Here is a 13786-nt window from a genome sequence, read left to right as displayed (position 1 = left end):
CGTCTGCTCTCCCGCCCCCAACGGCAGCTGACCACCGTCGGCCTCCCAGAAGCACACCCGCCCGTCCCGCGGCGGATCCGCCGGCCGGAAAACCACGCCACATCCAGCCAACTCGTGCAGCCCCGAACCCGCCAACCCCAACGCCCTCCTCGCCAACCGTCCCGACACCGTCCGTCGACATCACCGACCTCAGACCGTGAGCACCTCCGCGTCCGTCGGGCCTGCACCGGGCTGATCGAACTGGGTCCGGTAGAGCTCCTCATAGCGACCGCCCGCGGCGAGCAGCTCCGCGTGCTTGCCTTGCTCGACGATGCGGCCGTCCTCGATCACCAGGATCTGGTCGGCGGCGCGGATGGTGGACAGGCGGTGGGCGATCACGACGGCGGTCCTGCCTTCGAGCGCCTCCGTCAGCGCGGCCTGGACCGCGGCCTCGTTGGTGGAGTCGAGGGCGGCGGTCGCCTCGTCGAGGATGACGACCCGCGGCTGCGCCAGCAGCAGCCGCGCGATCGTCAGCCGCTGACGCTCGCCACCCGACAGCCGGTATCCGCGCTCGCCGACGACCGTGTCCAGCTGATCCGGCAGCGACCGGATCAGCCCGCCCAGCCGCGCCCGCGTCAGCGCGTCCCACAACTCGTCCTCGGACGCCTCGGGCCGGGCCAGCAGCAGGTTCTCCCGGATGCTGTCGTGGAACAGGTGACCGTCCTGGGTGACCATGCCGAGCGTGTCCCGCAGCGACTCCGCGCTCACGTCGCGGACGTCGACGCCGGCCAGTTTCACCGAGCCCGAGTCGACGTCGTACAACCGGGGGATGAGCTGGGCGATCGTCGACTTGCCGGCGCCGGACGAGCCGACCAGCGCGACCATCTGCCCGGGCTCGGCGCGGAACGACAGGTCGTGCAGCACCTCGACACCGCCGCGGGTGTCGAGCTTCGCGACCTCCTCCAGCGACGCCAGCGAGACCTTGTCCGCCGACGGGTAGGCGAAGTGGACGTGCGAGAACTCGACCGACACCGGGCCCGCAGGCACCGTCCCGGCGTCCGGCTCGTCCTTGATCAGCGGCTCCAGGTCGAGCACCTCGAAGACCCGCTCGAAGCTGACCAGCGCCGTCATCACCTCCAGCCGCGCACTCGCCAGCGCGGTCAGCGGGGAGTACAGCCGGGTCAGCAGCAACGCCATCGCGACGACGGCACCCGCGTCCAGCTGGTCGCGGAGCGCGTAGAAGCCGCCGAGCCCGTAGACCACGGCCAGTGCCAGCGCCGAGACCAGCGTCAGCGAGGTGACGAACACCCACTGGACCATCGCCGTCCGGACGCCGATGTCCCGCACCCGCCGCGCCCGGATCGCGAACTCCGCCGACTCGCGCGCCGGCCGCCCGAACAGCTTCACCAGGGTCGCGCCCGGCGCCGAGAAGCGCTCGGTCATCTGCGTGCTCATGGTGGCGTTGTAGTTCGCCGCTTCCCGCTCCAGCGCGGCCAGCCGGTTGCCGATCCGCCGCGCCGGCACGACGAAGATCGGCAGGATCACCAGAGCGAGCAGGGTGATCTGCCAGGAGACCCGCAGCATCACGAACAGGGTCAGCAGCAGCATCACCAGGTTGCTGACCACGCCCGACAGCGTGTCGCTGAAGGCCCGCTGGGCGCCGATGACGTCGTTGTTGAGCCGGGAGACCAGCGCGCCGGTCCTGGTCCGGGTGAAGAACGCGATCGGCATCCGCTGGATGTGGTCGAACACCGCCGTTCGAAGATCGAGGATCAGGCCTTCACCGATGCGTGCCGACAGCCAGCGGGTCATCAGCCCGAGCCCGGCCTCCGCGACGGCGATGACCGCGATCAGCACCGCGAGCCGCAGTACCGTGCCGAACGGCTGGCCGCCGACGATCGCGTTGACCACCCGCCCGGCCAGCACCGGTGTCGCCACCGCGAGGACCGCGGCCCCGACGCTGAGCGCCAGGAACGCGATCAGGGCTCGCCGGTGCGGGCGCGCGAACGCCAGGATGCGCTTCAGCGTCGCCTTCGAGAAGGGCCGCTTCTCGTCCTGTCTGTGCATCGCGTGGTACATCGACGTCCACGCGGTCATTTCCATACTCACGGTGGGACTCCGGCAGCTCGGTGGTCGGAAGGGAAGAGACGATGATCCCGTGGACCACCGACAGTTTTCGACGGTAGAACCTCAACAGTCCTTGAGGTCAACGCATCCCTGACTGGGTACACTGTACGAAGAAACCGGACCACCTAGCCGCCCCGGAAGAGCCGCGCACATGAATCAGGACTACACCGGCAGCGGCGACCCGGCGAAGAGCCTCGAGCTGCTCTGGCGCCGGCGTCCGCAGCCGACCCGCGGCCCCAAGCCGGGGCTCAGCGTCGAGGGCATCGTCGAGGCGGCGCTGCGGATCGCCGACGCCGAGGGGGTCGCCGGGATGTCCATGCGCCGGGTGGCCGACGGGCTCGGCGTCGGCGCGATGACGCTGTACCGCTACGTCCCGGGCAAGGGTGAGCTGCTCGACGTCATGCTCGACACCGTGTACGGCGAGCTGCCGCGACGTGCGGTCGACGGCGGCTGGCGGGCCCGGCTCGACGAGGTCGCCCGGCAGAACCGAGAGCTGTACCTGCGTCATCCGTGGATGCTCCAGGTCGCGGTCAGCCGGCCACCGCTCGGTCCGCGGGTGATGGCGAAGTACGAGTACGAGCTGGCCGCGGTCGAGGGGACCGGCCTGACCGACCTCGAGATGGACGCGACTGTCGCGCTGGTGAACGGCTACGTGCACGGCGCCGTCCGGACCGCGGTGGAGGCGCGGCAGGTGGTCCAGCGGTCGGGCATCAGCGACAAGGAGTGGTGGCTGGCCCACGTCCCGCACCTCGACCGGATCAGCGACGCCCGGAACTTCCCGCTGGCAACTCGGGTCGGTACCGCGGTCGGGAATCAGTTCGATGCTCCCTACGACGCCGATCACGCGTTCGAATACGGTCTGGAACGGCTGCTGGACGGCGTGTCCGCGCTGGTGGAGAACCGGTCGGGCCCGAAACGGTGAACTCATTTGTGAGTGAGTACTCACTCAGTTAACCTCGTCGCATGCCACCCCGTGCCGCCCCACTACCACCCGAAGAACGGCGCGCGGCCATCGTCCGGGCCACGCTGCCGCTGCTGGAGGAGCACGGCACCGAGGTGAGCACCAAGCAGATCGCCGAGGCGGCCGGCGTCGCCGAGGGCACGATCTTCCGCGCCTTCGGCAGCAAGGACGCGCTGATCGAGGCCGCCTTCGCGGCGGCCATGGACACCACCGACCTGATTCGGGCGCTGGAGGGGATCGACCGCTCACTGCCGCTGCGCGAGCGGATGGTCGCCGCGGTCGAGGTCGGCCAGCGGCGGCTGCGCGGAGTCTTCCGGCTGATGGTCGCGCTGCGGCTGCGCAGACCGCCGGACCTGAAGCCCTCACCGCTGGAGGAGGCCCGCCGCAAGCGGGAGTCCGACCTGGCCAACGCGGCGTTCGCCGATCTGCTCCGGCCGGACGCGGACCAGTTGCGCTTCCCGCCCGAGGAGGTCGTCCGCCGGATCGGGCTGATCACCTTTTCCGCCACCCACCCACTGATTTCGGGCGGCCAGGTGCTGTCCGCCGAGGAGATCGTCGACTTCGCCCTCGACGGTGTCCGGCAGCGTGACAGCGAGCGGCCGGCCGCCCAGGAGATCGCCGAGTTCGCCCGCGGCGGTCCCGGTAACCACGACTCTGGGGATGCCTGATGCTAGTTCGCGTCTTGCGTACGCACTTACGTCCGTACGCGGGAAACGTGTCCCTGGTGGTCGTCCTGCAGCTGATCGGGACGATCGCCTCCCTCTACCTGCCCAGCCTGAACGCCGACATCATCGACAACGGCGTGGCCAAGGGTGACACCGGCTACATCATGGAGACCGGCGGCTGGATGCTGGGCGTCAGCCTGGTGCAGATCGTCTGCACGATCGGCGCGGTGTACTACGGCGCCAAGACGGCCGCGCTGTTCGGCCGGGACGTCCGGGCCGCGGTGTTCCACCGGGTCGGCGAGTTCTCCGCCCGGGAGGTGAACCAGTTCGGCGCGCCGACGCTGATCTCCCGCAGCACCAACGACGTCACCCAGATCCAGATGCTGGTGGTCACCACCTGCACACTGCTGGTGGCCGCGCCGATCACCATGGTCGGCGGCGTGGTGATGGCGGTCCGCGAGGACGTCGGCCTGTCCTGGCTGGTGGCCGTCGCCGTGCCGTTGCTGGCGGCCTCGATCGGCCTCATCGCCAGCCGGATGGTCCCGCAGTTCCGCAAGATGCAGACGAACATCGACGGGGTGAACCGGGTGCTGCGCGAGCAGATCACCGGGATCCGGGTGGTCCGGGCCTTCGTCCGCGAGCCGCACGAGATCGAGCGCTTCGGTGAGGCGAACCAGCACCTGACCGACACCGCCACCCGGGCCGGCCGGCTGATGGCGCTGGTGTTCCCGGTGGTCATGCTGATCCTCAACCTGTCCAGCATCGCGGTGCTGTGGTTCGGCGCCTCCCGGGTGGAGAGCGGGACGATGCAGGTCGGTGCGCTGACCGCGTTCCTCAGCTACCTGATCCAGATCCTGTTCTCGGTGATGATGGCGACGTTCGTGATGATCATGGTCCCGCGGGCGTCGGTCTGCGCGGACCGGATCGCGGAGGTGCTCGACACCGAGTCGTCGGTCCGTCCGCCGGTCACGCCGATCCGGGACTTCACCGGCCGCGGGCAGTTGGTGTTCGAGAACGCGTCGTTCCAGTACCCGGGCGCGGCCGAGCCGGTGCTGCGGGACATCAACTTCGTCGGGTCACCCGGGCAGACCACCGCGATCATCGGCAGCACCGGCGCCGGCAAGACGACGCTGCTGTCCCTGGTGCCGCGGCTGTTCGACGCCACCGCGGGCAGGGTGCTCGTCGACGGGGTCGACGTCCGGGAGATCGAGCCGGAGGCACTGTGGGAGCGCATCGGCCTGGTGCCCCAGCGCCCGTACCTGTTCTCCGGCACAGTCGCCGGCAACCTGCGCTACGGCAATCCGGACGCCACCGACGAGGAGTTGTGGGAAGCCCTGGAGATCGCGCAGGGCAAGGACTTCGTCGAGGCGATGCCGGCCGGGCTGGACGCGCCGATCGCCCAAGGCGGCACGAACGTGTCCGGCGGTCAGCGGCAGCGGCTGGCGATCGCCCGGGCGCTCGTCCGCAAACCGGAGATCTACCTGTTCGACGACTCGTTCTCGGCGCTCGACCTGTCCACCGACGCCCGGCTGCGGGCCGCGCTGCGGCCGGTGACCGCCGACGCGTGCGTGGTGATCGTCGCCCAGCGGGTGTCGACCATCGTGGACGCCGACCAGATCGTGGTGATCGAGGACGGCGCGATCGTCGGCAAGGGCAGGCACGACGAGCTGCTCGAAAGCTGCCCGACGTACGTCGAGATCGTCGAGTCCCAGCGGTCCGCGGAGGAGGCAGCGTGAACGAGGAACAGAAGACGACGCCCGCCTCGGCGAACGGACAGGCTCCTGCCGGAGGTGGCGCGCCGGCCACGGTGAAGGCGACCGAGCGGCCGACGACCGGGCGCGCGTTCGGCCCGCCCGGCGGGATCCCGGGGGACAAGTCGATGAACTTCGTGCCGTCGGCGAAGCGGCTGCTCCGCCGGCTGCGCCCGCACCGGACCCAGGTGTTCGGGGTGATCGTGCTCGCCATCTTCAGCGTCGGGCTGTCGGTGCTCGGGCCGAAGATCCTCGGCCGGGCGACCGATATCATCTTCGCCGGTGCGATCGGCAAGCAGCTGCCCGGCGGCCTGAGCAAGGAGCAGGTGATCGAGCAGACCCGGGCCGCCGGCAACGGACGGCTGGCCGACCTGCTGCAGGGCATCGACCTGATCCCGGGCGTCGGTATCGACTTCGATGCCCTGCGCAACGTCCTGCTGCTGGTCCTCGGCCTGTACACCGGGGCGTTCCTGCTCTCCTGGATGCAGGGCTACATCCTGAACGGCGTGGTCCAGCAGACCGTCTTCGAGCTGCGCTCCGAGGTCGAGGACAAGCTGAACCGGCTCCCGCTGAGCTACTTCGACGGTGCCCCGCGCGGTGAGCTGCTCAGCCGGGTGACGAACGACATCGACAACATTTCGACCAGCCTGCAGCAGACGCTCAGCCAGCTGCTCACCTCGCTGCTGACGGTGATCGGCGTGGTCACGATGATGTTCGTGATCTCGCCGCTGCTGGCGCTGATCGCACTCGTCACGATCCCGGTCTCGATGATCCTGACGGCGGCGATCGCGAAGCGTTCACAGACCCGGTTCGTCGCCCAGTGGCGACACACCGGCGCGCTGAACGGGCAGATCGAGGAGGCGTTCACCGGGCACGAGCTGGTGAAGGTCTTCGGCCGGCGGAAGGAGATCGAGGCGGAGTTCGCGAAGAAGAACGAGGAGCTGTACCAGGCGGCGTTCGGCGCGCAGTTCATCTCGGGCCTGATCATGCCACTGATGATGTTCATCGGGAACGTGAACTACGTGGTGATCGCGGTGGTCGGCGGTCTGCGGGTCGCGTCCGGCACGATCTCGCTCGGTGACGTCCAGGCGTTCATCCAGTACTCGCGCCAGTTCACCCAGCCGCTCACCCAGATCGCCTCGATGGCGAACCTGCTGCAGTCCGGGGTCGCGTCGGCCGAGCGGGTGTTCGAGGTGCTGGACGCCGAGGAGCAGGTGCCGGACGACGAGACGCCGGCGAAGGTGACCGACGCCCGCGGGCGGGTCGAGTTCGAGCACGTGTCCTTCTCCTACGACCCGGACGAGCCGCTGATCACCGACCTGAGCCTGGTCGCCGAGCCGGGGCAGACGGTCGCGATCGTCGGTCCGACCGGGGCCGGCAAGACCACGCTGGTCAACCTGGTCATGCGGTTCTACGAGCTGAACGGTGGCCGGATCACCCTCGACGGGGTCGACATCACCGAGCTGACCCGGCACGACCTGCGGTCGCGGATCGGCATGGTGCTGCAGGACACCTGGCTGTTCGGCGGCACGATCCGGGACAACATCCTGTACGGGAACCTGGCCGCGACCGAGGAGGACATGCTCGCCGCGGCCAAGGCGACGTACGTCGACCGGTTCGTGCACAGCCTGCCGGACGGGTACGACACGGTGATCGACGAGGAGGGCAGCAACGTCAGTGCCGGTGAGAAGCAGTTGCTCACCATCGCCCGGGCGTTCCTGGCCGATCCGCAACTGCTGATCCTGGACGAGGCGACCAGCTCGGTCGACACCCGCACCGAGGTCCTGGTCCAGCGGGCGATGGCCGCGCTGCGGTCCGACCGCACCAGCTTCGTCATCGCCCACCGCCTGTCCACCATCCGCGACGCGGACCTGATCCTGGTGATGGAGAACGGCTCGATCGTCGAGCAGGGCAACCACCAGGATCTGCTCGCGGTGAACGGCGCCTACGCCCGCCTGTACAACGCCCAGTTCAGCGGTGCGGTCGTGGACATCGACGAGGAACAGCCCGCAATCGCCGGAGCGCCCGCCGCAGGAGCAGCAGCCGGATAACCACACACAGGGGGTGCCACCCTGCGACGGGTGGCACCCCCTGGTCTCAGTCCTTCGGGAGGACCAGGTGCGGCTTCAGGGCGAGCAGGACGCCGAGTGTCGTGTAGCCGATCAGGAGGTGGGAACCGCCGACCCAGCGGGACGCCTGGTCGCCGAAGACGATCATCGACGGGACGGTCACCACGGCCCAGCTCTCGGCGACCAGGGGCCACCAGCGCAGGACACCCCGCCAGCGGCCGGCGAAGGCGATCTTCACCGAGATCACGGCCATCCCGAGCATCGACAGCGGCCAGCAGATGTCCAGCGGCACCAGCCAGGCCGCGTCCTGGTGCGGCTCTGGCAGGACGCCGTGGAGCAGCGACCACACACTCGCGATCCCGAGGATCACCGCCTCCACTTTGAGCAGAACGACCGAGCCCAGGCTCAGCCCGGTCGCCCGGGTCCGGAACTGGATCGCCAGCAGGCAGAACACGCCGAGCTGGAACGCGAGTCCGGTCAGGTCTCCGATCCGCTCCGGCACCCCGTCGTTCACAGTGCTGAACGCGAAGATGCTCGCCGCCCACGCCAGCGTTCCCGCGGTCAATCCCAGTCCCAGTCGCCGGGTGGCGTCGTCGGCACGGCCGGTCACGGTGCGCAGCGTCGGCGCTACGTCGGTGCGAGCTCTGGCAGGTGTCGTAGTCATTACGGGTTCCTTCCCTGAGGCTTGTCTCGCAACGACTGTCCGCGGCGGGGCGACCCAGAGGGCAGGTGCTGCCGTCCTTCGCGGTGTCCCGAATCGACTCGGGACAGTCGACCCGCGACGGCGGGACACACTCTGGGTGACAATGCAGCGGTGGGGGAGGACGCACGGAGGGCGTGGGGGCCGGCTGTACTCGGGGCAGCCGCGCTTCTGCTGGTTGCCGCCACGGTGGTGCTGGACGTGCGGAACGGCGCCGGCATCCCGGCCGCGGCCGAACTGGACGAAGGCTGGAGCGCCGGGCTGTCGGGCCTCGCACAACTGGTGCCGGGCCTGCTGCTTGTCCAGCGCCTGCCGCGGCACCCGATCGCCTGGATCCTGACCGGATCGGGCCTGCTGTGGATCGTCGACGGGTTCGCTTCGAGCTGGGCGACGTACGCGATCTACACCTCACCCGGGCTGCCCGGTGCCTCCGCGGCGTACTGGTTCTACTCCCGGTTCGGTGCGTTCCTGCTGCTCGGGTTGCCGCTGCTCATCCTGCTCTTCCCGGACGGGAAGCTGCCCGCTGCGCGGCTCTGGCGCTGGCTGTCGATCATCAGCCTGGCGCTGACCGTGCTGCTCCCACTCCTACTGCTCGTCGCTCCGATCGAGGTGATGCAGCGCTATCACAACGCGTCGCTGCCGCCGGAGATCACCCGGTTGGCGCTCGACCCGTTCAGCATCGACCTGCCGTACGGCGTGTGGGAGCCGCTGCTGCGCGTCGCCTACGCCGCTGTGCTCGGCAGCCTCGTCGTACCGTTCGCCGTGACCGTCCACCGCTACCGGGCGGCGACGCGGGAACGCCGGGCGCAGATCCGCTGGCTGATGTGGGCCGCGCTGATCGACATGGTGGTGCTGATCATCCCGTTCGAGAACCCGCCCGCGGTGCCGGCGATCCTGTTCGGGCTCGCCATCGCGCTGACCTCGGCGGCGATCGTCGTCGCGGTCACCAAGCACCGCCTGTACGACGTCGACCGGTTGCTCTCGGCCACCTTCCTGTACGGCGTCCTCGCGGTGCTCGTGGTCGGGGTCGACCTGGCCGTCTTCGCGGTCGCCGGGGGAGTCCTTGGCGAGCGTGATGCCGCGCTGGTCGCGATCGCCGTGGTCGCGGTGGTCTACGCGCCGCTGCGGAGCCGGCTGTGGCGCTGGGTACGGCGCCTGGTCCGCGGTTCCCGGGACGATCCGTACGCCACGATGTCCACGCTGGCCGCGCGACTCGAGTCGGCCGCGGACCCGGACGAGCAACTCCGGGCGGTGGCCCGTACGCTCGCCGAGGCCTTCCGGCTGCCGTACGTACGCGTCGAGATCGAGCGGCCGGGCGGGCGGCTCGCGATCGTCGAGCACGGGCGCGAGTCGGGCCGGACCCACGCGTTGCCGGTCGGCTATCGCGGCGAGCCCGTCGGCCGGCTGGTGTTCAGCCCTGGTGACGGTACGGCGCTGTCCGAGCGGGACCAGCGGCTCCTCGGTGACCTGGTCCGGCAGGCGGCCGCGGCGGCCCGCGCGAGTGAGCTGAGCTCCGAGTTGCAGCAGGGCCGGAGCCGGCTCGTCGCGGCCCGCGAGGAGGAACGTCGCCGGATCCGCCGGGACCTGCACGACAGTCTGGGCCCGAGCCTGGGCGCGGTCGCCCTCCGGATCGAGACCGCACGCAACCTGGCCAGGTCGTCGCCGGCCGAGTCGGACCGGATGCTCGAGCAGGCGACCACCGAGGTCGCCGCCGCGCTGGCCGACGTACGCCGGCTCGTGCACGACCTGAGGCCGCCGGCGTTGGACGAGCTCGGACTCGTCCGCGCGATCGAGCAGCAGGCGGAGCGGTTCCGGCTCGGCGGGCTGTCGGTGTCGGTCGACGCGGAGCCGCTCGGACCGCTGCCGGCGGGCGTCGAGGTGGCGGCGTACCGGATCGCGTCGGAGGCGCTGACGAACGTCGCCCGGCACGCCGAGGCCGGCCGGTGCGACATCACGCTGACCATGGACGGGACGACGCTCGACCTGTCCGTCAGCGACGACGGGATCGGGATCGGTGCGGAGGTGTCGGCGGGCGTGGGAATGTTGTCGGTGCGCGAGCGAGCCGCCGAGCTCGGAGGAGTCTGCAGTGTCACGTGCCCCGCGGGTGGTGGCACCGTCGTCCGGGTGAGGTTGCCGCTGGACGCCGTACCGGAGGGTGTCCATGGGTGAGACCGTGCGGGTGTTGCTGGCCGACGACCATCCCGTCTACCGCGACGGGCTGGCCGCGTTGCTCGGTTCGCTGGACGGCGTCGAGGTCGTCGGTACGGCGGCCGACGGGGTGGAGGCCGTGGACGGCGCCCGGGAACTGCAGCCCGACGTCGTGGTGATGGACGTGCAGATGCCGCGGCTGGACGGGATCGAGGCGACCCGGGCGATCACCGCGGAGAGTCCGCACATCGGGGTCGTCGTCCTGACCATGGCCGAGGAGGACCAGACCCTGTTCGCGGCGATGCGGGCCGGCGCGCGCGGCTACCTGCTGAAGGGTGCGAACCAGGGCGAGATCGTCCGGGCCATCACCGCGGTCGCCCAGGGCGAGGCGATCTTCGGCCCGGCGATCGCCCGCCGGGTCGCCGAGTTCTTCGCCGCCCCGCCGGTCGCCGGCGCGGGCAGCCCGTTCCCGCAGCTCACCGCCCGCGAGCACGAGATCCTCGCCCTGGTCGCGGCCGGGCGCTCCAACGCCCAGATCGCGTCCGAGCTGTTCCTGTCGCCGAAGACGGTCCGCAACAACGTCTCGAACATCTTCGCCAAGCTCCACGTCGCCGACCGTGCCGAGGCCATCATCCGTGCCCGCGACGCCGGCCTCGGCCGGTAGAGTTGTTGACCGATCGATACAAAACCGGTTAGCGTCGGGTGGTGGCCAGACCCCGGGAGTTCAGCGACGCCGCCGTGATCGACGCGGCGATGGAACTGTTCTGGGAGAAGGGGTACGAGGCGACCACCACGCAGGATCTGTGCGAGCGCACCGGGCTGGGCCGGGGGAGCCTCTACAACGCCTTCGGCAGCAAGCACGCGCTGTACGAGGAGTCGATCAAGCGGTACGCCGAGACGCGCGCGGCACTGCAGTTGCAGGAGTTGGCGCCGTCCGGCGGTTCAGTGCGGGATCGGCTCCGGGACCTGATGATCGCGATGATCGAGCGTGATCTGGAAGATCCCGGTCGGCGTGGGTGCCTCGCGCTGAACGCGGCCGGTGAGACGGCCGGCCGCAGCGGCGAGGTCACGTCGTTGGTGCACCGGCAGTTCAGGGACCTCGAGGAGGCGCTCGCGGCACTGATCGCGGTCGGCCAACGTACGGGTGAGTTGTCGACCTCGCTGTCGCCGCTGCAGGCGGCGCGGATGTTCCAGAGCGCGTACTACGGCCTGCGGGTGCTCGCCAAGGTCACCGACGACCGCAGAGCGCTGCTCGACGTGGTCGACGGGACCGTCGCCGCACTCTGAGATCCGCTCCTGATGGGCCTGTTCCCGGCTAGCAACGTTTTGTACTGAGCGATCAACAATTGAGGAGAGCATGAGAGGCACACTTCCGGCGCTGATGGTCTGCGTCTTCGGCGTCACCACCGGCGAGTTCGTCCTGGCCGGCATCCTGCCCGCGGTCGCGGCCGACCTGGAGGTGTCGATCCCGGCCGCGGGACTGCTGGTGACGGCCTACGCGCTCGGCATGATCGTCGGCGGACCGTTGCTGACCGCAATCACCGCCGGCCGGGCCCGGAAGCCGCTGGTACTCGTGCTGCTCGGAGTCGCGATCGCCGGCAACCTGGTCTCCGCCCTCGCACCCGGGTACGGCGTCCTGTTCGCGGCCCGGATCGTGACCGCACTGGTCACCTCGACCTTCTTCGCCAACGCGGTCGTGATCGTGGTGGCCGGGGCCCGCCCCGGCCGGGCGGCGTCGGCGATCGCGAAGCTTGCCCTAGGCATGAACCTGGCGATGATCCTCGGTGCACCCCTGGGCACCTACCTCGGCGACGCCCACGGCTGGCGCGCGACCTTCCTCGCGATCACCGCGGGCTGCGCCCTCGGGCTGTTGCTGGTCGTCCGTTTCGTACCGGCTGACCGGTCCGGGAGAAGGAGCAGCGCGCTGGCGGAATTCACGGCGTTTCAACAGCATGACCTCCAACTGGCCATCGCGGTCACGGCGGTTGCGAACATCGGGGTGCTCATGGTGTTCACCTACCTTGCGCCGCTGCTGACCGGGGTCGGCTCGTTCGCGGCCGGTGCGGTCGCGCCGATGCTGCTCGTGTACGGCGTCGGTGCGGCCCTCGGCAACCTGGTCGGCGGCCGACTGGCTGATCGCGCGCTACTGCCGGCGCAGATCGTCAGCCTGGCCGTCCTGGTCGCGATCCTCCTGGCGTTCTGGGCATCCACCGGTACGGCGATGACAGCAGCGCTCGTCTTCGCGGCCGGAGCCGTCGGGTTCTCGGTGATTCCGGGCATGCAGAGCCGTGTGATGGCCACGGCGTCCGCGGCTCCGACGCTGGCGATCGCGGTCAACGCGTCGGCGTACCAGGTCGCGGCCGCGATCGCGGGCTGGCTCGGCGGTCGCGTGATCGACGCTTCGGGGCTGCGCGCGATCTACCTGGCCGCGGCACTCACCACGGTCGCTGGAACAGCACTGAGTGCCGCGGCCTGGGTCCGCGAGCGAAACGCCGTGTCCGCGAAGGTCTAGCGGGTGAGGCGCCGTACAGCGAGCTCGGCGAGGAGAGCGGCGGCGTCGGGGAGGACGGAGTCGTCGAAGTGGGCCAGCGGCGAGTGGTTGTCGGCGGCCGCTTGGGGGTCCGGGGTGGCGCAGGCGCTGAGGTTCAGGTAGACGCCGGGGACCTCGTTGAGGACGTAGGACATGTCCTCGGCCCCGCACCTCGGATGCGGGCGTTCACGGAACCGGTCGGGGCCGAAGAGGTCCACGATGACGTCCCGGGCGAACTGGTACTCGTCCGGGTTGTTGACCGTGACCGGGTAGCCGATGTGATAGTTCACCTCGGCTGTCAGCCCGTGCGCGGCGGCCAGCGACTCGATGAGCTGCACGGACGTGCGCTGGATCTTGGTACGGGTCTGCTCGGAGAAGGTCCGGACGGTCGCGTCGAAGAACACGTCGTCCGGGATGATGTTCTCCTTGGTGCCGCCGGCGATCCGGCCGACCGTCAGCACGACGGGGTCGAACACGTCGAACTGGCGCGTCACCATGGTCTGCAGCGCCCCGACCATCTCGCAGGCGACCGGGATCGGGTCCTTGCCGCGGTACGGGATGGACCCGTGCGTTCCGGCGCCGACGACGCGCACGTGCAACTGGTCGGCGGCGGCCATGAAGGAACCGGGCCGGCTGCTCCACATGCCCAGCGGCTGACCGGCGGACCCGACGTGCAGGCCGTACGCGGCGTCCGCCCGGCGACCGGCGGCCTCGAGCACACCTTCGCGGATCATGATCGGCGCGCCGCCGCTGGTCTCCTCACCCGGCTGGAACATGAACACCACGTCGCCGGCCAGCTCGGCCTGCAGAGCCGAGAGGACCTTCGCCGCGCCGACCAGCCCGGCGACGTGCAGAT

11 protein-coding genes are annotated in these 13786 nt (G+C 70.1%); 8 read left to right on the top strand and 3 right to left on the bottom strand.

Features of this window, described 5'->3' with window-relative positions:
• Nucleotides 1-189 precede the first annotated feature (189 nt).
• The gene (locus tag E1218_RS30580) at nucleotides 190-2076 is read right to left on the bottom strand and encodes an ABC transporter ATP-binding protein (protein WP_202866280.1); all 1887 of its coding nucleotides are present in this window, start codon (nucleotides 2074-2076) and stop codon (nucleotides 190-192) included.
• A 181-nt stretch (nucleotides 2077-2257) separates the two neighbouring features.
• Here E1218_RS30580 and E1218_RS30575 point away from each other — a divergent pair, with 181 nt between their 5' ends.
• The 4 genes from E1218_RS30575 (at nucleotide 2258) to E1218_RS30560 (ending at nucleotide 7534) form a co-directional block, all read left to right on the top strand.
• Nucleotides 2258-3028 carry a TetR/AcrR family transcriptional regulator gene (locus E1218_RS30575; protein ID WP_132326520.1) on the top strand — a complete coding sequence of 257 codons (771 nt, stop codon included), beginning with the start codon at nucleotides 2258-2260 and terminating at the stop codon, nucleotides 3026-3028.
• 41 nt (nucleotides 3029-3069) lie between these two features.
• Nucleotides 3070-3735, top strand: a complete 666-nt coding sequence (locus tag E1218_RS30570; protein ID WP_132326519.1) for a TetR/AcrR family transcriptional regulator — start codon at nucleotides 3070-3072, stop codon at nucleotides 3733-3735.
• Nucleotides 3735-5468, top strand: coding sequence for an ABC transporter ATP-binding protein (locus E1218_RS30565; RefSeq protein ID WP_132326518.1), 1734 nt, complete (start codon nucleotides 3735-3737; stop codon nucleotides 5466-5468). The genes E1218_RS30570 and E1218_RS30565 overlap by 1 nt, the downstream gene beginning before the upstream one ends.
• 143 nt (nucleotides 5469-5611) lie before the next feature.
• Nucleotides 5612-7534 carry an ABC transporter ATP-binding protein gene (locus E1218_RS30560; RefSeq protein ID WP_202866279.1) on the top strand — a complete coding sequence of 641 codons (1923 nt, stop codon included), beginning with the start codon at nucleotides 5612-5614 and terminating at the stop codon, nucleotides 7532-7534.
• A gap of 46 nt (nucleotides 7535-7580) precedes the next feature.
• Here the strand turns inward: E1218_RS30560 and E1218_RS30555 are convergent, their stop codons facing one another.
• Entirely contained in the window at nucleotides 7581-8216 is a 636-nt protein-coding gene (locus E1218_RS30555; RefSeq protein WP_132326517.1) for a hypothetical protein, read from the bottom strand.
• A gap of 150 nt (nucleotides 8217-8366) precedes the next feature.
• Here E1218_RS30555 and E1218_RS30550 point away from each other — a divergent pair, with 150 nt between their 5' ends.
• The 4 genes from E1218_RS30550 to E1218_RS30535 all read left to right on the top strand — a co-directional run bounded on the left by E1218_RS30550 (nucleotide 8367) and on the right by E1218_RS30535 (nucleotide 12912).
• Complete coding sequence (locus tag E1218_RS30550; protein WP_132326516.1) at nucleotides 8367-10421, top strand: sensor histidine kinase; 2055 nt, start codon at nucleotides 8367-8369, stop codon at nucleotides 10419-10421.
• Nucleotides 10414-11064, top strand: coding sequence for a response regulator transcription factor (locus E1218_RS30545; protein ID WP_132326515.1), 651 nt, complete (start codon nucleotides 10414-10416; stop codon nucleotides 11062-11064). The genes E1218_RS30550 and E1218_RS30545 overlap by 8 nt, the downstream gene beginning before the upstream one ends.
• Before the next feature lie 41 nt (nucleotides 11065-11105).
• Nucleotides 11106-11687 (top strand): TetR/AcrR family transcriptional regulator, encoded by a 582-nt coding sequence (locus E1218_RS30540; protein WP_132326514.1) that lies wholly within the window; start codon nucleotides 11106-11108, stop codon nucleotides 11685-11687.
• 70 nt (nucleotides 11688-11757) lie between these two features.
• A complete protein-coding gene (locus E1218_RS30535) occupies nucleotides 11758-12912 on the top strand; it encodes an MFS transporter (RefSeq protein ID WP_132326513.1) in 1155 nt (384 codons plus the stop codon).
• Here E1218_RS30535 and E1218_RS30530 read toward each other — a convergent pair.
• The coding region (locus E1218_RS30530; RefSeq protein ID WP_132326512.1) for a M20 metallopeptidase family protein at nucleotides 12909-13786 on the bottom strand (878 nt) is incomplete at its 5' end. The two genes, E1218_RS30535 and E1218_RS30530, sit on opposite strands and share 4 nt — an antisense overlap.

Source organism: Kribbella turkmenica (assembly GCF_004348725.1).
In the GTDB taxonomy this organism is placed as follows: domain Bacteria; phylum Actinomycetota; class Actinomycetes; order Propionibacteriales; family Kribbellaceae; genus Kribbella; species Kribbella turkmenica.
Note: the sequence above shows the minus strand (reverse complement) of the source record. Positions and strands in the feature narration are given on the sequence as shown.